19 protein-coding genes and 2 pseudogenes are annotated in these 22,801 nt (G+C 71.3%); 15 read left to right on the forward strand and 6 right to left on the reverse strand.

The features are described 5' to 3' along the window. Window positions 1–6: 6 nt before the first annotated feature. On the reverse strand, window positions 7–1,323 hold the full coding sequence (gene hmgA / locus ACFY0T_RS13110; RefSeq protein ID WP_388868401.1) for a homogentisate 1,2-dioxygenase: 1,317 nt from the start codon (window positions 1,321–1,323) through the stop codon (window positions 7–9). Between the two features lie 332 nt (window positions 1,324–1,655). Between hmgA and ACFY0T_RS13115 the strand changes: the two genes are divergently transcribed. The 11 genes from ACFY0T_RS13115 (at window position 1,656) to ACFY0T_RS13165 (ending at window position 14,869) form a co-directional block, all read left to right on the forward strand. After that, complete coding sequence (locus ACFY0T_RS13115) at window positions 1,656–2,255, forward strand: hypothetical protein (RefSeq protein WP_388868404.1); 600 nt, start codon at window positions 1,656–1,658, stop codon at window positions 2,253–2,255. Beyond that, entirely contained in the window at window positions 2,252–2,869 is a 618-nt protein-coding gene (locus ACFY0T_RS13120) for a TetR family transcriptional regulator (RefSeq protein WP_388868407.1), read from the forward strand. Before ACFY0T_RS13115 ends, ACFY0T_RS13120 begins: the two co-directional genes overlap by 4 nt. Before the next feature lie 246 nt (window positions 2,870–3,115). Further along, window positions 3,116–5,452 carry a molybdopterin oxidoreductase family protein gene (locus ACFY0T_RS13125; RefSeq protein WP_388868409.1) on the forward strand — a complete coding sequence of 779 codons (2,337 nt, stop codon included), beginning with the start codon at window positions 3,116–3,118 and terminating at the stop codon, window positions 5,450–5,452. A 121-nt stretch (window positions 5,453–5,573) separates the two neighbouring features. Then, entirely contained in the window at window positions 5,574–6,989 is a 1,416-nt protein-coding gene (locus ACFY0T_RS13130; protein ID WP_388868412.1) for a citrate:proton symporter, read from the forward strand. A gap of 23 nt (window positions 6,990–7,012) precedes the next feature. Next, window positions 7,013–8,242 (forward strand): MFS transporter, encoded by a 1,230-nt coding sequence (locus tag ACFY0T_RS13135; RefSeq protein WP_388868414.1) that lies wholly within the window; start codon window positions 7,013–7,015, stop codon window positions 8,240–8,242. A gap of 306 nt (window positions 8,243–8,548) precedes the next feature. Then, window positions 8,549–9,124 carry a sortase domain-bontaining protein gene (locus ACFY0T_RS13140; protein WP_388868417.1) on the forward strand — a complete coding sequence of 192 codons (576 nt, stop codon included), beginning with the start codon at window positions 8,549–8,551 and terminating at the stop codon, window positions 9,122–9,124. Window positions 9,125–9,212: 88 nt separating this feature from the next. Beyond that, entirely contained in the window at window positions 9,213–10,556 is a 1,344-nt protein-coding gene (locus tag ACFY0T_RS13145) for an ABC transporter ATP-binding protein (protein ID WP_388868419.1), read from the forward strand. Between the two features lie 20 nt (window positions 10,557–10,576). After that, complete coding sequence (locus tag ACFY0T_RS13150; RefSeq protein WP_388868422.1) at window positions 10,577–10,717, forward strand: DUF3574 domain-containing protein; 141 nt, start codon at window positions 10,577–10,579, stop codon at window positions 10,715–10,717. A gap of 122 nt (window positions 10,718–10,839) precedes the next feature. After that, a complete protein-coding gene (locus ACFY0T_RS13155; protein WP_388868425.1) occupies window positions 10,840–12,228 on the forward strand; it encodes an aldehyde dehydrogenase family protein in 1,389 nt (462 codons plus the stop codon). Window positions 12,229–12,244: 16 nt separating this feature from the next. After that, window positions 12,245–13,327 carry a Zn-dependent alcohol dehydrogenase gene (locus ACFY0T_RS13160; RefSeq protein ID WP_388868428.1) on the forward strand — a complete coding sequence of 361 codons (1,083 nt, stop codon included), beginning with the start codon at window positions 12,245–12,247 and terminating at the stop codon, window positions 13,325–13,327. Window positions 13,328–13,531: 204 nt separating this feature from the next. Further along, window positions 13,532–14,869 (forward strand): MFS transporter, encoded by a 1,338-nt coding sequence (locus ACFY0T_RS13165; RefSeq protein WP_388868430.1) that lies wholly within the window; start codon window positions 13,532–13,534, stop codon window positions 14,867–14,869. Window positions 14,870–14,895: 26 nt separating this feature from the next. On the opposite strand, the pseudogene ACFY0T_RS13170 reads toward ACFY0T_RS13165, so the two are convergent. From ACFY0T_RS13170 to ACFY0T_RS13180, 3 genes and pseudogenes are all read right to left on the reverse strand, one after another. Then, window positions 14,896–15,873: pseudogene (locus tag ACFY0T_RS13170) on the reverse strand (DMT family transporter). Between the two features lie 89 nt (window positions 15,874–15,962). Further along, window positions 15,963–16,676: an ArsR/SmtB family transcription factor gene (locus ACFY0T_RS13175; protein ID WP_388868433.1), complete on the reverse strand. Its 714-nt coding sequence runs from the start codon at window positions 16,674–16,676 to the stop codon at window positions 15,963–15,965. Between the two features lie 258 nt (window positions 16,677–16,934). Further along, the gene (locus tag ACFY0T_RS13180) at window positions 16,935–17,576 is read right to left on the reverse strand and encodes a TetR/AcrR family transcriptional regulator (protein WP_388868436.1); all 642 of its coding nucleotides are present in this window, start codon (window positions 17,574–17,576) and stop codon (window positions 16,935–16,937) included. 211 nt (window positions 17,577–17,787) lie between these two features. Between ACFY0T_RS13180 and ACFY0T_RS13185 the strand changes: the two genes are divergently transcribed. The 3 genes and pseudogenes from ACFY0T_RS13185 (at window position 17,788) to ACFY0T_RS13195 (ending at window position 19,971) form a co-directional block, all read left to right on the forward strand. Next, window positions 17,788–18,939 carry an acyl-CoA dehydrogenase family protein gene (locus ACFY0T_RS13185; RefSeq protein WP_388868440.1) on the forward strand — a complete coding sequence of 384 codons (1,152 nt, stop codon included), beginning with the start codon at window positions 17,788–17,790 and terminating at the stop codon, window positions 18,937–18,939. A 113-nt stretch (window positions 18,940–19,052) separates the two neighbouring features. After that, window positions 19,053–19,268: pseudogene (locus ACFY0T_RS13190) on the forward strand (YiaA/YiaB family inner membrane protein); the annotation flags it as partial. Window positions 19,269–19,344: 76 nt separating this feature from the next. After that, entirely contained in the window at window positions 19,345–19,971 is a 627-nt protein-coding gene (locus ACFY0T_RS13195) for a TetR/AcrR family transcriptional regulator (RefSeq protein ID WP_388868443.1), read from the forward strand. Between the two features lie 127 nt (window positions 19,972–20,098). Here ACFY0T_RS13195 and ACFY0T_RS13200 read toward each other — a convergent pair whose 3' ends face one another. Continuing rightward, on the reverse strand, window positions 20,099–20,560 hold the full coding sequence (locus tag ACFY0T_RS13200; protein WP_369245463.1) for a MaoC family dehydratase: 462 nt from the start codon (window positions 20,558–20,560) through the stop codon (window positions 20,099–20,101). Between the two features lie 107 nt (window positions 20,561–20,667). Here ACFY0T_RS13200 and soxR point away from each other — a divergent pair, with 107 nt between their 5' ends. After that, window positions 20,668–21,198, forward strand: coding sequence for a redox-sensitive transcriptional activator SoxR (soxR, locus tag ACFY0T_RS13205; RefSeq protein WP_388868446.1), 531 nt, complete (start codon window positions 20,668–20,670; stop codon window positions 21,196–21,198). Between the two features lie 410 nt (window positions 21,199–21,608). On the opposite strand, the gene ACFY0T_RS13210 is transcribed toward soxR, so the two are convergent. Then, window positions 21,609–22,676, reverse strand: coding sequence for an RNA ligase (ATP) (locus ACFY0T_RS13210; RefSeq protein WP_388868449.1), 1,068 nt, complete (start codon window positions 22,674–22,676; stop codon window positions 21,609–21,611). Between the last annotated feature and the right edge of the window lie 125 nt (window positions 22,677–22,801).

Below are 22,801 nucleotides of genomic sequence, written 5' to 3' on the forward strand. Positions count from 1 at the left end.
TGAATCTCAGTCGGCCGGGCGGAAGTGCCGCTGGAGGCCCTGCCAGACGTCGTCGTACGCCTGCTGCAGATGCTCCGCCCGGGCCGCCTGGGCCGTCGCGGTCAGCGGCCAGCGCGTCTCGAACATGAAGGCGAGCCCGTCGTCGATCTTCTGCGGGCGCAGCTCGGCGGCGCTGGCCCGGTCGAAGGTCTCCCGGTCGGGTCCGTGCGCCGACATCATGTTGTGCAGCGAACCGCCGCCCGGCACGAAACCCTCCGCCTTCGCGTCGTACGCGCCCTCGATGAGCCCCATGTACTCGCTCATCACGTTCCGGTGGAAGTACGGCGGCCGGAACGTGTCCTCGCCCACCAGCCAGCGCGGCGCGAAGACGACGAAGTCGACGCCGGCCAGGCCCGGGGTGTCCGACGGGGACGTCAGCACCGTGAAGATCGACGGGTCCGGGTGGTCGTAGCTGATGGTGCCGATCACATTGAAACGGCGCAGGTCATAGGTGTACGGCACATGGTTGCCGTGCCAGGCGACCACATCCAGCGGCGAATGGTCGTACGTCGCCGTCCACAGGTTGCCGCAGAACTTGTTCACCACCTCGACCGGGCCCTCGACGTCCTCGTACGCGGCGACCGGCGCGAGGAAGTCACGGGCGTTGGCGAGACCGTTGGCGCCGATCGGGCCGAGGTCGGGCAGCCGGAAGGGCGCCCCATAGTTCTCGCACACATAACCCCGGGCGGAGGCGTCCAGCAGCTCCACACGGAAGCGGACGCCACGGGGGATCAGCGCGACCTGGCTGGGCTCCACCTGCAGCAGGCCGAACTCGGTGCGCAGCAGCAGCCCACCGCGCTCCGGCACGATCAGCAGTTCACCGTCCGCGTCGCTGAACACCCGCTCCATCGAGGAGTTGGCGTGATAGAGGTGCACGGCCATGCCGGTGCGCTGCGTCGCGTCGCCGTTGCCGCCGAGGGTCCACAGGCCCGCGAGGAAGTCCGTCCCCGCGGGGGGCTCGGGCAGCGGGTTCCAGCGCAGGCGGTTCGGGTCGGGCGCGGTCTCCGTGAAGGGAGCCGTGCGGAGCGCGCCGTTGTCGGCGCGGGTGAACGCGGGGTGCGCGGCCGAGGGGCGGATCCGGTACAGCCACGAACGCCGGTTGTGCGCCCTCGGCTCCGTGAACGCCGTACCGCTCAGCTGTTCCGCGTACAGCCCGAGCGGTGCGCGCTGCGGCGAGTTGCGGCCTTGCGGCAGCGCCCCCGGGACCGCCTCCGAGCTGTGTTCGTTGCCGAAACCGGAGAGGTAGGTCAGCCCCTCGGCCGTCTTCCTCGCGTCCCCGCTCATGATCGCTCCCTTGCGCCTGATTCCTATGTATCACCGTAGGATTCAGGTTTTCCCAGCGCAAGAGGCCGACCCGGGCGAGCGCACCGGATCGGCCAAGGTCGGCGTACGAAGTCGGTCATGCCCGGCGTATCGACCGGATCATGCCCGGCGCGCGGATTCGGTCACGGGCGGCGTACGGATTCGGTCGCGGTGGGCGTACGGACTCGGTCGCGGTCGGCGGAGGGTGCTGGCCGGAATCGTCGCCCGGCCTACTCCTCAGGGGGCGCTGTACGGCCCAAGAACCCGACTTCAGGGGGATCCGACTGTCAGAGCGGTGTTCTACGCTCCCGGGCATGTGGAGGACGCGTGGACTGCTCGCCGCGCTCGCGGTCTGCGCACTGCTCGGCGGATCGGCGGGCTGCGGCACCAGTGATGCGCACGAGCGGAGGGACGGGGTGTCGGCCTCACCCGTGGGCAAGCTGCTGGACGAGTCGGACGAGGAGGGGCGGCTCTACCGTGAGGTGGACAAGAAAGGTGCGCCGGAGGTCGAGATCGAGGTGCAGCCCGACTCCGACGACAGCTGGGACGTGACGCTGACCGTCCATCACTTCCGTTTCTCGGCCGCCGGTACGCGACCCGTGCCGGTGGCCGGACGGGGCATCGCCCACCTCTACGTGGACGGCCGGACGATCGCCAGGCTACGCACCGCCGAGTACCACCTCGCCGGGGACCTCGTCCCGCGCGGCACCCACCATGTCACCGCGCGCCTGTACGCGGACGACGGCACCGTCTGGGCCGTCGACGGCAAGCCCGTCGAGAGCACCGCGGACATCACGGCCTCGGAGGCCGGGACGACGGCGACACCGAGCGCGAGGAGGACGTTGAGTGGGAGCGGAGCCGAGGCCCGTACTGATACGGGAGGTTCACCGGACCCCGGCGGAAAGGCATCATGAAGCCCGTGCCCCATGCGACCTCGCTGCGCAGAGCGCCCGTACAACGGCGCAGTGCCGAACGACTGACCAGAATCCTCGACGCCTGCGCCGACCTCCTCGACGAGGTCGGCTACGACGCCCTGAGCACCCGTGCCGTGGCCCAGCGGGCCGGCGTACCCATCGGCTCCGTCTACCGCTTCTTCGGCAACAAGCGCGCCATGGCCGACGCGCTGGCCCAGCGCAACCTGGAGCGCTACGCCGAGCGCGTCACCGCCCGCCTCCAGGAGACGGGAGGTGGCGGCTGGCGGGCGGCCATGGACGCCGTGCTCGACGAGTACCTCGCCATGAAGCGCACCGCGCCCGGCTTCTCCCTCGTCGACTTCGGCAACCAGATCCCCGTCGGCTCCGGAACCGCCCAGCCCAACACCCGCGTCGCCGACCGTCTCATGGACCTGCTCTCCGGCTACCTCGGCCGCACCCCCGACGAGGACATGCGCCGTACCTTCCTGATAGCCGTGGAAACCGCCGACACCCTGGTCCACCTGGCCTTCCGGGTCGCCCCGGAGGGAGACGAGCGGATCATCGAGGAGACACGGGAGCTGCTGCGGGCTTATCTCGCGAGGGTTCTCGACTGAGCGGTTCGCGCGAGGCGCGGACCGGCTGTTCGTGCCGGGGGCAGCGGCCCCCGGTTGTTCGCAGGACCAGCCGCCCCCGGTTGTTCGCAGGGCCAGCAGCCCCGGGTTGTTCACGGGGGAACAGGCCCCCGGCTGTCCGTGCCGGGGGGATCGGCCCCGGCTTTACGTACGGGCGTGAATGGTCGTTCGCGAGTCGGCGAACCGCTCGCGAATTTCCGACCTCACCCCCGGCACCCCCTCCCCTCCATGCATACCGGTCGGTATGCTCGGCCCCAGTCCGTGTGCCACCGCCGTCACCGCCCTCCGGGAGGACCCGTGTCCCGCACCTCCGGCACCACCCCCGACTCCCGCACCGCCCTGCGCGTCTGCCCCCTCTGCGAGGCCACCTGCGGGCTCACGCTCACCATCGAGGGCACCCGCGTGACCGGCGCCCGCGGCGACCGCGACGACGTGTTCAGCAAGGGGTTCATCTGCCCGAAGGGTGCCTCCTTCGGGGCGGTCGACGGGGACCAGGACCGGCTGCGCGCCCCCCTCGTCCGCAAGGACGGCGAACTGCGCGAGGCCACCTGGGAGGAGGCCTTCGACGCGGTGGCCGCGGGACTGCGCCCGGTCGTCGAGCAGTACGGGCCGCACGCCGTCGGCATCGTCCTCGGCAACCCGAACGTGCACACCATGGCCGGCGCCCTCTACCCGCCCGTCCTGCTCACCGCGCTGCGCACCCACAGCCTCTTCACCGCCTCCACGGTCGACCAGATGCCCAAGCACGTCTCCAGCGGCCTGCTGTACGGCGACGCCAACGCGATCCCCGTACCGGACCTCGACCACACCGACCACCTCCTCCTCATCGGCGCCAACCCCCTGGAATCCAACGGGAGTCTGTGCACCGCCCCCGACTTCCCCGGCAAGCTCAAGGCGCTCCGGGCACGCGGCGGCACCCTGACCGTCATCGACCCGAGGCGGACCCGTACGGCCAAACTCGCCGACCGCCATGTGGCGATCCGCCCCGGCACCGACGCCCTGCTGCTCGCGGCGATGACGTACGTCCTCTTCGAGGAGAAGCTCGTCGATCTCGGTGACCTCGCCCCGCACGTCCAGGACGTCGACGAACTCGCCGACGCCGTACGGGACTTCAGCCCCGAAGCCGCAAGCGAGGCCTGCGACGTGGACGCGGACACCATCCGGGCGCTGGCGCGCGAGCTCGCCGCCGCGCCCACCGCCGCCGTCTACGGCCGCATCGGCAGCTGCACCGTCCCGCACGGCACCCTGGCCAGCTGGCTCGTCGACGTCCTCAACATCCTCACGGGCAACCTCGACCGGCCCGGCGGCGCCCTCTTCCCGCAGGCCGCGACCGACAAGACACCCCGCCCCGTCGGCCCCGGACGCGGCTTCGCGCTCGGCCGCTGGCACAGCCGGGTCAGCGGCCACCCCGAGGCCAAGGGCGAACTGCCGCTGTCCGCCCTCGCCGAGGAGATCGACACCGCCACACCGGAGGGCAGCCCGGTCCGCGCCGTCATCGCCATCGCCGCCAACCCCGTCCTGTCCGCGCCCAACGGCGACCGCCTCGACAAGGCCCTCGGCTCACTGGACTTCATGGTCAGCGTCGACCCGTACCTGAACGAGACCTCGCGCCACGCCCACGTCGTCCTGCCGCCGCCCCCGCCCTCGCAGAGCGCGCACCACGACTTCGCCTTCAACACCCTCGCCGTACGCAACCAGGTCCGCTACAACCGCCCCGCCGTCCCCCTGGAGCCCGGCCGCATGGCGGAGACCGAGATCCTCGCCCGGCTCGTCCTCGCCGCGAGCGGCATGCACGGTGCCGACCCGTCCGCCGTGGACGCGATGGTCATCGACACCAGCCTGGGCAAGGCCGTCACCGAGGCGCACTCACCGGTGCACGGCCGCGACCCGAAGGAGCTCGCCGGCCGGCTCACCGGCGAGAACGGCGCCGAGCGGCGGCTCGACATGATGCTGCGCCTCGGCCCGTACGGCGACGGCTTCGGCGCCCGCCCCGACGGGCTGAGCCTCAACAAGCTCCTCGCCCATCCGCACGGCATCGACCTCGGCCCGCTGCGATCGCGCCTGCCGCAGCCGCTGAAGACGCCCAGCGGGAAGATCGAGCTGCTGCCCGGACCGATTGTCGACGATCTGCCGCGCCTGCGGGACGCGCTGCGCGAGCGCCCGGCGGCCATCGTGCTCGTCGGCCGCCGCCATCTGCGATCCAACAACAGCTGGATGCACAACGTGCCCGCGCTCACCGGCGGCACCAACCGCTGCACCCTCCACATCCACCCCGACGACGCCGCACGCCTCGGACTCGCCGACGGCGCGGCCGTACGCGTCAAGGGCGCCGGGGGAGAGGTGACCGCCCCGGCGGAGGTCACCGACGCCGTACGGCGCGGGGTGGTGAGCCTTCCGCACGGCTGGGGACACGACCGCCCCGGCACCCGGATGAGCCACGCCGCGCTGGACCCGGGCGTCAACGTCAACCAGCTCCTCGACGGCTCGCTCCTCGACCCGCTGTCGGGCACGGCGGTGCTCAATGGCGTGCCCGTGGAGCTAGCGCTCACCGAGACAAGCCTGTGACCTGGAGTTTTGCGCTTATTGCTCGCGTGTCAACGTCTTGTTAACGCGTTCGGACCCGACCTAACGTCGCCCTACCGCCGGCCCTGGTGGGAGTTCAAGGGCGAACGTTAGGTATCCACACATGCTGACCATCCTCGGCTTCACCATGATCGCGACCTTCCTGGTCCTGATCATGTTGAAGAAGATGTCGCCGATCGCGGCGCTCGTGCTGATTCCGGCACTCTTCTGCGTCTTCGTCGGAAAGGGCGCCAAGCTCGGTGACTACGTCATCGACGGCGTCACCAGCCTCGCCCCCACGGCGGCGATGCTGATGTTCGCGATCGTCTACTTCGGTGTGATGATCGACGTCGGTCTCTTCGACCCGATCGTCCGGGGGATTCTCAAGTTCTGCAAGGCCGATCCGCTGCGCATCGTGGTCGGCACCGCGGTCCTCGCCGCGATCGTCTCCCTCGACGGCGACGGCTCGACCACCTTCATGATCACGGTTTCGGCGATGTACCCGCTGTACAAGCGCCTGAAGATGAGCCTGGTCGTGATGACCGGCGTCGCCGCGATGGCCAACGGCGTGATGAACACGCTGCCGTGGGGCGGCCCGACCGCCCGCGCCGCGACCGCGCTGAAGCTCGACGCGAGCGACATCTTCGTCCCGATGATCCCGGCACTGGCCGTCGGTCTGCTCGGCGTCTTCGCCCTCGCGTACGTCCTCGGTCGCCGCGAGCGCAAGCGGCTCGGCGTGCTGACGCTGGACGAGGTGCTGGAGCCGCAGGAGACGGAGACGGTTCTGGTCGGCGCGGGCGCCGGCGGCTCCGGTACCCACGCTGGTGGCAAGAAGGCCGTGGCGAGCGGCGGTTCGGGGTCCGGTACGGACGCCGAGGTGCCCGACGAGGACGACGGCTTCCAGGGGCTCGACCCGAACCGCGCCACCCTGCGCCCCAAGCTCTACTGGTTCAACGCGCTCCTCACGGTCACGCTGCTCACCGCCATGATCATGGAGTGGCTGCCGATCCCGGTCCTCTTCCTGCTCGGCGCCGCGCTCGCGCTCACCGTCAACTTCCCGCACATGCCCGACCAGAAGGCCCGCCTCGGCGCCCACGCCGAGAACGTCCTCAACGTGGCCGGCATGGTCTTCGCCGCAGCCGTCTTCACCGGCGTCCTCCAGGGCACCGGCATGGTCGACCACATGGCCAAGTGGCTGGTCTCCAACATCCCCGACGGCATGGGCCCGCACATGGCCTTCGTCACCGGCATCCTGAGCATCCCGCTCACGTACTTCATGTCGAACGACGGTTTCTACTTCGGCATCCTCCCGGTCCTCGCCGAGGCGGGCCAGGCGCACGGCGTCTCGTCCCTGGAGATCGCCCGCGCCTCGCTCGTCGGCCAGCCGCTGCACATGTCGAGCCCGCTGGTGCCGGCCGTATACGTCCTGGTCGGTATGGCGAAGGTGGAGTTCGGCGACCACACCAGGTTCGTGGTGAAGTGGGCGGCGCTGACGTCGCTGGTCGTGCTCGGGGCCGGAATCCTGTTCGGCATCATCTGACCTTCCCGGGAGGAAAAGAAACCATGGGGCCCGGTAGGAACCGCGGCTGGCTGCTCCGCCTCATCATCGCCTTCGGCTTCGCGCAGGGGGCGGTGTCGATGGCCCGGCCCGCCGTTTCCTACCGGGCCCTCGCGCTGGGCGCGGACGAGCGGGCGGTCGGTGTGATCGCGGGCGTGTACGCGCTGCTGCCGTTGTTCGCCGCCGTACCGCTGGGCCGTCGCACGGACCACGGGCGCTGCGCGCCGCTGCTGCCCGTCGGCGTCGTCCTCATATCCGGCGGCTGCGCGATGAGCGGCCTCGCCGACAGTCTGTGGGCGATGGCGGTCTGGAGCGGAGTGATGGGCCTCGGCCACCTCTGCTTCGTGATCGGCGCGCAGTCGCTCGTCGCCCGCCAGTCCGCGCCGCACGAACAGGACCGCAACTTCGGTCACTTCACCATCGGCGCCTCGCTCGGCCAGCTGGTCGGACCGATCGCGGCGGGCGCCCTGATCGGCGGTCCCGACATGGCGGGCAGCAGCGCGCTCGCGCTGCTCGTCGCGGGTGCGGGCGCCGCGGTCGCGTTCACCTCGCTGTGGCGCATCGAGCACCCTGCGGTCGACAAGTCCCGTACCGCGCAAGGCGACCGGGTCCCTGTCCAGCGCATTCTGCGCACCCGGGGCGTGCCCGCGGGCATCTTCGTCAGCCTCGCCGTGCTGTCCGCGACCGACATCCTCACCGCGTACCTCCCGGTGGTCGGTGAGCACCGGGGCATCGCACCGTCCGTGATCGGCGTGTTGCTGAGTCTGCGCGCGGCGGCGACCATCGCCTGCCGGCTGGTGCTGACACCGTTGTTGCGGATGCTCGGCCGGTCCCTTCTGCTCACCGTCACCTGCCTGCTGGCGGCCGTGCTGTGCGTCGGCATCGCCCTGCCGGTACCGGTGTGGACGCTGGCGCTGATGCTCATCGTCCTCGGCTTCTGCCTCGGTGTCGGCCAGCCGCTGTCCATGACGACGGTCGTCCAGGCCGCCCCGGACGACGCCCGTTCGACGGCCCTTGCCCTGCGGCTGACCGGCAACCGGCTCGGTCAGGTCGCCGCGCCCGCCGCCGCGGGTCTGGTGGCCGGAGTCGCCGGCGTGGCCGCGCCGTTCGTGATGCTCGGCGCGTTGTTGCTGCTGTCGTCGGGGATCGCGCTGCGCTCGCCGGCGAAGCCTGCCCGGGTCCGCGGTGAGGGGCGGCGGGCCGAGGTTCCGTTGCGCCCGAAGAGCGATATCTGACGGGGTGCGGGGCGCTGCTGAGTGCCCGAGCACCCCGAGCCTGACGCCGACGACTCGGCCCGGTGCGGCCCGCACGGTGGACCCCCGCCGGTGGCGGTCTCGCCCCTCAGGACTTCGCACCGATCGCCGGTGCGGCGGCCGTGGGCCTCGTCGTGACCGGGGGAGTCGTGTACCTCCGGCCCGCACGCCCGCCCACACCGCTGCCGCGCTCCCCAGCGACGTCGCTCCGCATCCCGTACTTCGGCCTGGAGGCCCCGGTCGTCGGTGTGCGGCTCGATCGTGAGCGGCGGCTCACCGGCGCCGCCCGTGGACGATCCGAAAAGGGTCGGCTGGTACGGGGGCGGGCCGACGCCGGACGAGTCGGTCACGGCCGTGGCCGTCGGTCACCGCGACACCAGGACGGGGTCCGCGATCTTCGCCGCGCTGGGCCAACTCCGGCCTGGCAGGCTCGTCGAGGCCCGGCGTGCCGACGGACGGACCGCCGTCTACACGGTGGACGCCGTGCGGACGTACGAGAAGGCGCGCTTCCCCAACAAGGAGGTGTACGGCGACAGGGGGCGCCCCGAACTGCGTCTGATCACGTGCGGGCGGCGTATACGACCGCAGGACGGGCTACGCCGGCAACATCGTCGTGTTCGCCCACCTCACGCAGACCCGGGGACGGGCCCGCACCACATGAGGCAACCCCCGCGCCGAGCCCGGCCGCGCCGAGCCCCGCCGCGCCGAACCGAACCGCTCGCTCACCCGGTACCCGATCGTCCACTTCACGTGGCACCCGATCGTCCGCCTCACCGGTACCCGATCGTCCACTTTCTCCCCGTGCAGAACCGGACCGTCCCGATCCCGCCGCGCGTCTTCCCCCGGGCGTGTGCGGTCCGTTAACTTCCGTGACTCACACGTCCCGTACGACCCGCACGGGACGTCCGACCGCGGAGCACCAGCGTCCCGTGAGCCCCCGGGGGCACCCGTCATGACACGCGCCATCTCTCTGCACAACGTCAGCAAGTCGTACACCCGCGGCGTCCGCGTGGTGGAGCGGCTGTCGCTCGACATCCGGCCGGGCGAGTTCCTCGTGCTGCTCGGGCCCTCCGGCTGCGGCAAGTCGACCGTGCTGAGAATGATCGCCGGGCTCGAAGAGGTCACCGAGGGCGAGGTGCGCCTCGACGGTGAGTACGCCAATGATCTGCCGCCGTCCGGGCGGGACATGGCGATGGTGTTCCAGAACTTCGCCCTCTATCCGAGTATGACCAGCCGCGACAACATCGGCTTCCCGCTGCGCATCGAGACCCCCGGCGAGGATCCGCGTCCGCGGGTGGACGCCACCGCGCGGATGCTCGGCATCCAGGACCTCCTCGACCGCTTCCCCAACCAGCTCTCCGGCGGCGAGCGCCAGCGCGTCGCGATGGGCAGGGCCATAGCGCGCCATCCCTCCGCCTTCCTGATGGACGAGCCGCTGTCCAACCTCGACGCCAAGCTCCGCAATCACCTGCGGGCCGAAATCGCCCGGCTCACCCGGGAGTTGGGCACGACGACGGTGTACGTCACCCACGACCAGGCCGAGGCGATGTCGCTCGGTGACCGGGTCGCGGTGCTGCGCGGCGGAGTCCTGCAGCAGCTGGGCACGCCCCGCACGGTCTACGCGCTGCCCGCGAATGTCTTCGTCGCCGCCTTCATCGGCACCCCGCGGATCAACCTGCTGCGCGGTCTCGTCCGTGCCCCGCTCGACGGAGCGATGTCGATCAGCCTCGGCAAGCAGTACCTGCGGTTGCCCGAACCCCTGTCGCTGGACCACCAGTTGCTGCGGGTGCAGCAGGGCCGCGAGGTCATCGTCGGGCTGCGTTCCGAGGCCGTCCGACTCGCCAAGCCGTCCGCCGCGCGGCCGGGCGAGGTGGCGATCAGCGGCCTCGTCGAGCACGTGGAGTTCCAGGGGCACGAGGTCCTCGTCCACTTCAACACCGGCTCGCGGCCCGCCGTCGTACCGGAGTTGGAGGCGCCGCGACCGGCCCGCCCGACCCGGCGCCGGCGCCGCGAGGGCACCGTCCTGGACCGGCTGCGGGAGCGCGCCGGAGCGTTGCGGGCCGGGCCGGTCGTGGTCCTGGAGCACCCGGGGGACACAGGACCCGATGTCCCCGAACCGGCGCCGCCGGAGGGCCGTCTGCCCGGTGACCTCGTCGTCCGCACCACCCCCGACATCGAACTGCGCCACGGCATGCAGGTCCCCCTCCTCGTCGACATCGCCCATCTGTTCGTCTTCGACCAGCACGGTGAACGCATCTGCCCGGCTCCGGCGCGGCTGCCGGATCTGGAGGAGTGAGTTCCGCTAAGCAGACGCGCATGAGTCTCTACAGCAGCACCCGCGCCCGGCTGGGCGCCGCGAGCGACAAAGAGATCGAGCAGATCAGGAACACCCACGAGAAGGCCTTCGCTCAGGAGGCCGTGGCCAGGGTGGACGACCGGGCGCGGGTCGACTTCTGACTCCTGGGGGCCGAGGATGCCCTGGGGGCCGGTTCCTTCTGGCTGCCGGATCCCCTGGCGCCCAAAAACTATCATCGCTAGTTTAGGGCACGGACGACGCGGCCCCGCCCGGGAGGAACACGATGAAGGCACACGACGGCATGTACATCGACGGCGCCTGGCGCCCCGCCGCCGGCAGGGACACGATCGAGGTCGTGAACCCGGTCGACGAGCAGGTGATCGGCCGGGTCCCGGCGGGCACCGCCGAGGACGTCGACGCCGCCGTACGGGCCGCACGTGCCGCCTTCCCGGGCTGGGCGGCGACCCCGCCCGCCGAGCGCGCCGTGAAGCTCGCCGCCCTGCGTGACGTCCTCGTCGCCCGCAAGGACGAGATCGCCGAGACCGTCACCGCCGAGCTCGGCTCACCGCTGGCGTTCTCGCAGACGGTGCATGCGGGCGTGCCGATCGCGGTCGCGGGCTCGTACGCCGAACTGGCGGCGACGTACGCCTTCGAGGAGAAGGTCGGGAACTCGACCGTCTACCAGGAGCCCGTCGGCGTCGTCGGCGCGATCACGCCCTGGAACTACCCGCTGCACCAGATCGTCGCCAAGGTCGCCCCCGCGCTCGCCGCGGGCTGCACGGTGGTGCTGAAGCCCGCCGAGGACACCCCGCTCACCGCCCAGCTCTTCGCCGAGGCCGTGGCCGATGCGGGCGTCCCGGCCGGTGTCTTCAACCTCGTCACCGGCCTCGGCCCGGTCGCCGGGCAGGCCCTGGCCGAACACCCCGACGTGGACCTCGTCTCCTTCACCGGCTCCACGGCCGTCGGCAAGCGGATCGGCGCGACCGCCGGCGCCGCGGTCAAGCGGGTCGCCCTCGAACTCGGCGGCAAGTCCGCCAACGTCATCCTGCCGAGCGCCGACCTCGCCAAGGCCGTCAACGTCGGCGTCGCCAACGTGATGTCCAACTCCGGCCAGACGTGCAGCGCCTGGACGCGCATGCTGGTGCACACCGCGCAGTACGACCAGGCGGTCGAGCTGGCCGCGGCCGCCGCGGCGAAGTACGGCGACCGCATCGGCCCGGTCGTCAACGCCAAGCAGCAGGCGAGGGTGCGGAGTTACATCGACAAGGGCGTCGCGGAGGGCGCCCGGCTCGTCGCGGGCGGCCCCGAATCGCCGTGCGAGCAGGGGTACTTCGTCAGCCCGACCGTCTTCGCGGACGTCACACCCGACATGACGATCGCTCAGGAGGAGATCTTCGGACCGGTGTTGTCGATCATCCGGTACGAGGACGAGGAGGACGCCCTCCGGATCGCCAACGGCACGGTGTACGGGCTCGCGGGCGCGGTGTGGGCGGGCGACGAGGCCGAGGCGGTCGCCTTCGCGCGGCGGCTCGACACCGGTCAGGTCGACATCAATGGCGGACGCTTCAACCCCCTTGCCCCGTTCGGGGGTTACAAGCAGTCGGGGGTGGGCCGTGAGCTGGGCTCGCACGGGCTCTCCGAGTACCTCCAGACCAAGTCCCTCCAGTTCTAGGCCCAGGAGCACGCACATGGTTCGCGCTGCCGTACTTCCCGCCGTGGGCGCTCCGTTGGAGATCGCCGAGATCGACCTCCCCGAACCCGGCCCCGGCCAGGTCCGCGTCCGGATCGCCGCCGCCGGGGTCTGCCACTCCGACCTCTCCCTGTCCGACGGCACCATGCGGGTGCCCGTCCCCGCCGTCCTCGGCCATGAGGGCGCCGGCACCGTCGTCTCCGTCGGCGAAGGCGTCACCCATGTCGCGCCCGGCGACGGCGTCGTCCTCAACTGGGCGCCGTCCTGCGGCAGTTGCCACGCCTGCTCGCTCGGCGAGGTCTGGCTGTGCGCCAACGCGCTGACCGGAGCGGGCGACGTGTACGCGCGACGCGCCTCCGACGGGAGTGACCTCCACCCCGGCCTGAACGTCGCCGCGTTCGCCGAGGAGACCGTCGTGGCCGCCGGATGCGTCCTGCCCGTACCGGACGGCGTCCCCCTCACCGACGCGGCCCTGCTCGGCTGCGCCGTCCTCACCGGATATGGCGCCGTCCACCACTCCGCCAAGGTCCGACAGGGCGAGACGGTCGCGGTGTTCGGGGTCGGCGGGGTAGGGCTGGCTGCCCTCCAGGCCGCCCGGATCGCGGGCGCCTCGAAGATCGTCGCGGTCGACGTCTCGCCGGAGAAGGAGTCGCTCGCACGCGAGGCGGGCGCGACGGACTACGTCGTCGCCTCCGACACCACCGCGCGCGAGATCCGCGCCCTCACCGGTAAACAAGGTGTCGACGTGGCCGTCGAGTGCGTGGGCCGCGCCGTGACCATCCGCACCGCCTGGGACTCCACCCGGCGCGGCGGCCGCACCACGGTCGTCGGCATCGGCGGCAAGGACCAGCAGGTCACCTTCAACGCGCTGGAGATCTTCCACTGGGGCAGGACGCTCTCGGGCTGCGTGTACGGCAACTCCGACCCGGCGCGTGATCTGCCGGTGCTGGCGGAGCACATCCGCGCCGGCCGCCTCGACCTCGGCGCTCTGGTCACCGACCGGATCGCCCTCGAGGGCATCCCGGCGGCCTTCGACAACATGATCGCGGGCAAGGGCGGCCGCGCCCTGGTTGTCTTCTAATCCGGGTCTGTCCGGTTCTGTCCGGCACCCCGGCCGCCGAGGCGGCCGGGGTCTTCGGCATGCGCACGGCCGTCCATGGTTGCCATGTGCAGGTAAAAACTGCTGCTGCACAACCCGTTGACCCCCGTACCGTCCGGTCAGTATGTTCCCCGGAACCGCGGCCACCCCCCAGTTCCGTCCCCGCACCCACCGGAGTGTGCACGCATGGACACGGCACCTTCCGCACCATCCGCTCCCCCTCGGTCCGCCACTTCCCCCGCTGTACGGAACCGACGCAAGGTGGCCACCGCGGCCGCGCTCGCCTCGGCCGTCGAGTGGTACGACTACTTCGTCTTCGGCATCGCCGCCGCCCTGGTGCTCGGCGACCTCTACTTCCCGGCGGGCAGCTCGTCCGCGGGCGTCCTCGCCTCCTTCGCGACCTTCGCCGTCGGCTTCCTGGCCCGTCCGCTCGGCGGAGTCATCGCGGGGCAGCTCGGCGACAAGCGCGGCCGCAAACCCATGCTGGTGCTCGCCCTGACCCTGATGGGCCTGGCCACCACGGGCATCGGCCTGCTCCCCACGTACGACACCATCGGCATCGCCGCCCCGATCCTGCTCGTCGCCCTGCGCGTCGTACAGGGCATCGCCGTCGGCGCGCAATGGGGCGGCGCCATGCTGCTCGCCACCGAGTACGCCCCCGAGGGCAAGCGGGGCGTGTACGGCAGCTTCGTCCAACTCGGCGTCCCCATCGGCGTGGTGACGGCCAACACGGTCTTCCTCGTCGCCGGGGCGACCACCAGTGAGAGCGCGTTCGCGGCGTGGGGCTGGCGGCTGCCGTTCCTGGTCGGCCTGTTCGTGCTCGTGCTCGCCTGGTACATCCACACCCGCGTCGAGGAGACCCCCGAATTCCGGGCAGCGGAAGCGGCGTTGACGGCCGAGGAGAAGGGATCCAAGAGCTCTCCGTTGCGCACGATCCTGCGCGGGCACCTCGGCACGGTGTTCCTCGCGGGCGGTTCCTTCGCCGTGAACACCGCGACCTTCTACATCCTCATCACGGGCGTCCTCGACTACACCACCCGCGAACTCGACATGAAACGCGGCGCGGTGCTCACCGTCTCACTCTGCGTCAGCCTCACTCAGCTGGTGCTGATCCCCGCGTCGGCCGCGCTCTCCGACCGTATCGGGCGCATCAGGATCTACGCGCTCGGAGCGGTCGGCATCGCGCTGTGGGCCGTGCCGCTGTTCCTGCTGATCGACACCGGTTCGCTGGTGTGGCTGGCCGTCGGCACCTTCGTCGCGAGCTGCTTCCTCAGCATCATGTACGGGCCTCAAGCCGCCCTGTTCGCCGAGCTGTTCACGCCCGAGATGCGGTACACGGGCGCCTCGCTCGGCTACCAGATCGCGGCCGTGTTCGGCGGCGGACTCGCACCCTTCGTCATGGTGCTGCTCCTCGAGGCGACGGGCACGTCGATGGCCGTATCCGCGTACATCATCGGGCTCGCGGTGATCGCCCTCGTCTCGATCAGGATCCTCGCGAACAGGGCGGCGTCGGGCGAGAGCTGACCCGGCTGGTGTCAGGGAGCCCTGGATCAGGCCTGTTCCGGCTCGGGCTCGGGCCGCGGTTCCGTCGTGCGCTCCGTCGTGCGCGCCGGGACCGTGGCCTTCCCGGTGCGCGGACGGGAACGGGACACCGCCACACCCGCCAGACACAGCGCCCCGCCCGCCAGGGTGAGCAGCCCCGGGACCTCGTCGAGGAACAGCCACGACATCAGCACCACCAGGGCGGGCACCGCGTACGTCGTCGCGCCCATGCGGCTCGCGGTCGTACGGGCGAGGGCGTATGCCTAGGTCGTGAACGCCAGCGCGGTCGGGAAGACGCCCAGGTAGACCATGTTGAGGGTCGCCGAGGCGGGCGCGTCGGCCGCCTCCCGGACGAGCTGCCCGGTGAAGGGCAGACATGCGACGGCCCCGACCAGGCAGCCGAACGTCGTGACCTGGAGCGCGCTCGCCCGGCCGAGCGCCGGCTTCTGCGCGACGACCCCGGCCGCGTAGCCCACGGCGGCCAGCAGACACAGCACGACCCCGAGGACCGAGGAACCGCCCTCCCCGGACATCGACAGCCCCACGGCGACCGCGCCGGCGAACGACACCGCCATGCCCGCCAGCAGCCGCGGCGGCATCGCGTCACCGAGCAGACGGGAGCCGAGCAGAGCGATGAGGATCGGACCGATGTTCACCACCAGCGCCGCCGTGCCGGCATCCACCTGCTGCTCGCCCCAGTTGAGGACGACCATGTAGCAGCCGAACCACAGCAGCCCCGATATGGCGATCCCGCGCCATGCCGCGCGCGGCGGCCACCCCTCCCTGCGCACCAGGCAGACGGCCCCGAGTGCCACGGCTCCCGCCAGCAGCCGCCCCAGCGCCAGCGCACCCGGCGAGTACGCGGCCCCCGCGCTCCGGATCGACACAAAGGCCGAGGCCCACAGCACGACGGTGACGGTCGCCGCGCCGGCGGCCAGCAGTTCCGAGCGACGGGTGGGCGGCGCGGGACGGGGCGTGTTCATCATGCTCCTGAGGCTAGGTGGGGGTGCGGGGGTGGGGCTGGCGGCTTTCGGACGCGGCGGTGGGGCTTGGACTTCGGACCGGGAGGGTGTGGTCAGCGGAGCGCTGTCGCTTCGATGCCGAGGAGCTCCCCGAAGGCGCGTTCGCCTTCGGGGGTGACCTTGACCGCGCGTTCCGAGCCGATGCGTACGCACCAGTGGGCGTCCAGGGCGTGCCGGCAGAGCGCCGCGCCGGCGGTCCCCGCGAGATGGGGGCGGCGCTCGGTCCAGTCGAGGCAGGCGCGGGTGAGGGGGCGGCGGCCGGTGCGGTCGAGGCTGATTCCCGTGGTGTCGAACCACCGGAGTCCGGCATCCGTGAGCGCGAACCCGGTGTCCTGGCGGAGCAGTCCGCGGCCGGTCAGGGCGTCGGTGAGCGTGATGCCGAGCCGGCCGGCGAGGTGGTCGTAACAGGTGCGGCCGCGCGCCATCGCCGATCCCGCGCTGGACTCCCGCAGGGTGCGCGGGCGTTCGGCCGCATTCGGCCGGACGTGGGCGGCGAGGTCCTCGACGAGCTGGGCGACGCGGGGGTCGGCCAGGCGTACGTAGCGGTGCCGGCCCTGTCGTTCCTCGGTGAGCAGGCCGCCGGTCACGAGCTTGTCCAGGTGTTCGCTGGCGGTCGACGGTGCGACTCCGGCGTAGCGCGCCAGCTCACCGGCGGTCCAGGCGCGCCCGTCGAGCAGCGCCAGCAGGAACCCTGCGCGCGTCTCGTCCGCCATCAGCCCGGCCAGCGCCGCGAGCCCCGGTCCCACCGGATCCTTCGGCCTCGTCATGCCCCCAGCATGCGACACGAACACTTCGGCACGGACCGAAAGATGGTGGGGCGGGGGTGGGTGGGTTTCTCGCCCCCTCCGCCCCTACCCGTCCCGACCTGGGGCTCCGCCCCAGACCCCGCTCCTCAAACGCCGGAGGGGCTGGAAGGTTTTAGCGCGTCCGGCGTTTGAGGACGAGCGCGAAGCGCTATACGGGGGGTCTGGGGGGCGGAGCCCCTCAGGTACGGGACGGGTAGGGGCGGAGGGGGCGAAAACCCTCTAGTCCCCCCGAGCCACCCGCTCGTATTGCACCGCCAGCCCGTCCAACAACGCACTGAGCCCCGTCTCGAACGCCCGCTCGTCGATCTTCTCCTGCTGCTCGGCAAGGAGATGAGCCTGCCCGAGGTGGGGATAGTCGGCGGGATCGTACGCGTCCGCGTCGTCCACGAAGCCCCCGGCGAACGAGCCGAGCGCGGACCCCATGATGAAGTACCGCATCAGCGCCCCGATCGACGTGGCCTGAGCCGGCGGCCACCCCGCATCGACCATGGCCCCGAACACCGCGTCGGCGAGCCGCAGCCCGGCAGGCCGGCGCCCGGGCCCGCGGGCGAGGACGGGGACGATGTTCGGGTGGTCGCGCAGGGCCGCCCGGTAGGAGACGGCCCAGTCGTGCAGGGCGGTACGCCACTCACGGCCGCCCTCGAACATCGACAGATCGACCTGCGCACTCACCGAGTCCGCGACCGCCTCCAGGATCTGGTCCTTGGTGCGGAAGTGGTTGTAGAGGGACGGCCCGCTCACCCCCAGCTCGGCGGCGAGCCGACGCGTCGAGACGGCCGCCAGGCCCTCGGCGTCCACCAGTGCACGTGCCGTCTCGACGATGCGGTCGGTGCTGAGCAGGGGCTTGCGCGGTCGGGCCATGGCGCACATAGTAGGGCTGCACATTGAAACTAGCAGTGCTAATTTAAATGTACGGCTTTCCATGTACGGCCCTCGGTGTACGGCCCTCGGTGTACGGCCTTCGGTGTGGCGCCTTCGGTGTGGGGCGTCGAAGCCCGCCACGTCCAGGTCCGTTACATCCGGATCCGCTGCTTCTCGGTCCGCTGTCCGTCTATCTGTGGGGTGACTCGGTATGAACCTGGAGCTCAGCGAGGAGCAGACCGCCGTCCGGCAGCTCGCCAAGGACTTCGTGGACCGCGAGATCGCCCCCCATGTCATCGAGTGGGACCGCGCGGAGGACGTCGACCGGTCCATGGTCAAGAAGCTCGGCGAGGTCGGCTTCCTCGGGCTCACCATCGACGAGGACTACGGCGGCAGCGGCGGCGACCACCTCGCGTACTGCCTCGTCACGGAGGAACTGGGCCGCGGCGACTCCTCCGTACGCGGAATCGTCTCCGTCTCGCTGGGCCTGGTCGCCAAGTCGATCGCGCACTGGGGGAGCGAGGAGCAGAAGCGGCGGTGGCTGCCGGGGCTGACCTCCGGCGAGTACGTCGGCTGCTTCGGCCTCACCGAACCCGGCACCGGCTCGGACGCCGGCCATCTGTCGACGAAGGCCGTGCGCGACGGCGACGACTACGTCATCAACGGCACCAAGATGTTCATCACGAACGGCACCTGGGCCGACGTCGTACTCCTCTTCGCCCGGTCGACCGATGCCCCGGGCCACAAGGGCATCTCCGCCTTCCTCGTGCCGACGGACACCCCCGGCCTGACCCGCCGCGCCATCCACGGCAAGCTGGGCCTGCGCGGACAGGCCACAGCCGAACTGGTCCTGGAGGACGTGCGCGTGCCCGCGAGCGCCCTGATGGCGCCCGAGGGCAAGGGGTTCGCCGTCGCCATGTCCGCGCTCGCCAAGGGGCGGATGTCCGTGGCCGCGGGCTGCGTCGGGATCGCCCAGGCGGCGCTGGACGCGGCGGTGACGTACGCGACCGAGCGCGAGCAGTTCGGCAGGACCATCGCCCACCACCAGCTCGTGCAGGAGCTGATCAGCGACATAGCCGTCGACGTGGACGCGGCACGCCTGCTGACCTGGCGGGTCGCCGATCTCATCGACCGCGGGCTGCCGTTCACCACCGAGTCCTCGAAGGCCAAGCTCTTCGCCTCCGAGGCCGCCGTGCGCGCCGCGAACAACGCGCTCCAGGTCTTCGGCGGCTATGGCTACATCGACGAATACCCGGCGGGCAAGCTGCTGCGCGACGCCCGCGTCATGACCCTCTACGAGGGCACCAGCCAGATCCAGAAGCTGGTCATCGGGCGTGCGCTGACAGGAGTGTCGGCCTTCTGAACCGCCTTCTGAACCGCGCTCTCGGCCTGCTGACTTCTGAGTACACGGGCTGAGTATCCGAGCGGATGTGGTCGCGGCCACATCGTCAGACCCTGGTCCGCATGAACATGAACATGAATGGGACCCCGGCCAAGCAGCAGTCCACCGCGGCCTTCTACGGCCAGGCGGTCGCCTCGTTCTCCGTCGCCATCGTCGCGACCGCCATCGGCATCTTCAAACTGGAGGCCGACGCCTGGGTGCGCTCCTTCCTGGGCGTCGCCGTCCTCTACTTGGTGACCTCGTCCTTCACGCTGGCCAAGGTGATCCGGGACCGGCAGGACGCAGCGCGCTGAGCGGGCACACTAAGCGCCCGCTCAGGTTCGGGGGTATGGTGTTCTCCCTGCCATGGGAAGGGGCGAACACGCGATGAGTACGGCGGAGGAGACGGCCGGCGGCGAGATGCAGCCGTGGGCCGAGGTCACCCCGGACGCGGCCCGGCGGCTGCTCGTCGCCGCCGTGGAGGCCTTCGCCGAGCGCGGATACCACGCGACGACGACCCGGGACATCGCCGGCCGCGCGGGCATGAGCCCGGCCGCGCTGTACATCCACTACAAGACCAAGGAAGAGCTGCTTCACCGGATCAGCAGAATCGGCCACGAAAAGGCCCTCGACATCCTGCGGACGGCCGCCCAGGGCGAAGGCAGTGCGACCGAGCGGCTCGCCGACGCCGTGAGCTCCTTCGTCCGCTGGCATGCAGGCGGGCGCACCACCGCACGGGTTGTGCAGTACGAGCTGGACTCGCTCGGCCCGGACGCCCGCGCCGAGATCATCGCCCTGCGCCGCCAGGTCGACGCCGAGGTGCGCGGCATCATCGAGGACGGCGTGGCCGCGGGCGACTTCGATGTCCCGGACATTCCCGGCACCACGCTCGCCATCCTCTCCCTTTGCATCGACGTGGCCCGCTGGTTCAACGTCAACGGCCCGAGGACGCCCGATGAGGTCGGCGCCCTCTATGCCGACCTCGTGCTGCGGATGGTGGGGGTCAAGGAGTAGGCGCCGGCGCACTGCCGCGCCCCGAAAGGGGCGCGGGGCTGTGACCTTGTGCGGCTTCGCCGCGTGGGCGCGACCAGCCGCAGGCGGCCCGCAGCCGGCAGACGACCCGCGGCTTTCGTCACGACCCTCAGAAGTAGTAGCGAGAGACCGACTCCGCCACGCACACCGGCTTGTCCCCACCCTCGCGCTCAACGGTCACCGCGGCCGTGACCTGGACTCCGCCCCCGGCCTCGGTGACCTCCGTGAGGACCGCAGTCGCGCGCAGTCGCGACCCCACCGGCACCGGCGCGGGGAAACGCACCTTGTTCGAGCCGTAGTTGACGCCCATCTTCATGCCCTCGACCCGCATCACCTGCGGCACCAGCGCGGGCAGCAGCGACAACGTCAGATACCCGTGCGCGATGGTCGTCCCGAAGGGCCCCGCCGCCGCCTTCTCCGGGTCCACGTGGATCCACTGGTGGTCGCCCGTCGCGTCCGCGAACAGGTCGATCCGCTTCTGGTCGATCTCCAGCCAGTCACTGTGACCCAACTGCTCGCCCACCGCCGCCTTCAGTTCGTCGGCGGACGTGAAGATCCTCGGCTCTGCCATGTCCCTGGCCTCCCGCGTCGCTATGTCTAAGCAACTGCTTAGCATGGTCGGGCGAGGGGCTCCTGTCAACGCACCGCGTGCGTGACGAGGTGGGTAAGGTTCGAGGGGTGCCCCAGATTCCCGAGAAGATCCACGAACTCACGGTCGGCCAGCTGTCGGCCCGCAGCGGCGCCGCCGTCTCCGCCCTGCACTTCTACGAGTCCAAGGGCCTGATCAGCAGCCGCCGCACCACGGGAAACCAACGCCGCTACCACCGCGACGCGCTGCGCCGCGTCGCCTTCGTGCGCGCCGCCCAGCGCGTCGGCATCCCGCTCGCCACCATCCGCGAGGCCCTCGCCGAACTCCCGGAGGAGCGCACCCCGACGCGGGAGGACTGGGCCCGGCTCTCGGAGGCCTGGCGCTCCGAGCTCGACGAGCGCATCAAGCAGCTGAGCCGGCTGCGCGACCACCTCACCGACTGCATCGGCTGCGGCTGTCTGTCCCTGGAGAACTGCGTGCTCTCCAACCCGGACGACGTCTTCGGCGAGCGCCTGACCGGCTCCCGGCTCATGGTCGAACGCACCGCCGCCCAGCGGAAACCGCAGGAGAAGGAGCGGCAGCCGGAGCCGGAGCAGCAGACGGCGGGGGACTGCCGCTGAGTGCGGCTCCCCACCGCCCCGGGCCCGACCCTGCGGCCCTGCGCCCGACTCCTACCGCCGCGCGCCCGAGTGCTACGGCCCTGCGCCTGAGCCCTCCGGCCCAGCGCCCAGCCCCCCGGCCGCGCGCCCGAGCCCTCCGGCCCAGCACCCGAGCCCTCCGGCCGCGCGCCTGACTCCTATCGCCGCGCGCCCGAGCCCTCCGGCCCAGCGCCCGAGCCCTCCGGCCGCGCGCCTGACTCCTATCGCCGCGCGCCCGAGTGCTACGGCCCTGTGCCCGAGCCCTCCGGCCCTGCGCCGACCTCCCATCGCCGCGCGCCCGAGCGCTACGGCCCTGTGCCCGACTCCTACCGCCCCGCGTCCGGATACCACCGGCCCCGCACCCGGATACCGCCACCCCCGCCCCCGGCGGTTTACTCGTACTCCGTGCCACCCTTCCGCGTCAGATAGGCCGCGCTGACCGCCTTCGCTATCGCACGGCCGCCCGTCACCGGGCTGTACCGCTCGGTTGCCGGGCGGATCACGACGCCCTCACGCAGATGCAGCTCGCGCCCGGACACGGTCTCCCGGCCCGAGGCGACCTCCAGGACGCGCTCGATGCCGTACGGGCCCTCGTACAGCCGTGGCACCAGCGGGAGTTCGCCGTCCAGCAGCGCCGCCGGGTCCAGCCAGCGGACCTCGCCGTCGATCTCCGCCGACACGTCGAACACGGCGTAGCCGAGCGACTCGCGGCGGCCGTCGGCGCCGTACGACAGGTCCTGTACGCCCGCCCCGTACACCTCACCGAAGATGCCGACCCGGCGCGCACCGAGCCGCTCGGCGAGCCGGGCCGCGGCTTCCGCGACGCCGTGGCCGTGGACGGCGCGCCAGTACAGATTGCGCGGGTCCTCCTTCAGTGCCAGGGACTTGGCGCCGAAGCCCTTCGACGAGATGTGCACGCGGCCCTCGTCCGCGAGGTACGTCAGCAGGCAGGCCGAGCCGTGCAGTTTCTCGGTGAGGACCACGGGCTCGCCCGGCGTGAAGATGTCCGGGTACCGCTGGATGTTCTCGATGTCGACCCAGGGCAGCAGATCGGGCGCGGACTCGACGTCGCCGTCCATCGTGGGCGGGATCGGCGGCACCCATTTGACGATGCCGAGCGCCTCGGCGAAGTCCGTTCCCTCCTCGGCGGCCCTCGACAGGTCGACGTCCGCCAGTGCCTTCGGGCGGCACACGATCCCCTGCGACAGCTCACCGCGCAGCCGTACGGCCTTGACCCGGTCCGACTTGCTGCCCGCCAGCCGCCCGGTGAGCCCCAGCTCCTCGATCAGCTCGGCCGGGAGCACGGACTGCTCGGGGATGTAGACGGCGCGCTCGCCGGTGCGGTAGGCGCCCTTGGCGACAACGGCCCGGTACAGGCCCACCTGGGCCAGTTCGAGCGCGTCGGCGTTCGGATGCTCATGGATGGTCAGCACTTCGGCGGTGACACGCAGCGTCGACATGTTCGGGACTCCTCGGGTTCCTCAGCCGGGTTTCATCGCCCCCAACTGTCCGGAGGGGAAAGCACTGGAGCGAGCGGATTTGCGGCTGGTACCTTCGGGATCTTCGGCCCGCGGCGACACCGGGC

This window comes from Streptomyces sp. NPDC001530, from assembly GCF_042894545.1.
Taxonomy (GTDB): Bacteria; Actinomycetota; Actinomycetes; order Streptomycetales; family Streptomycetaceae; genus Streptomyces.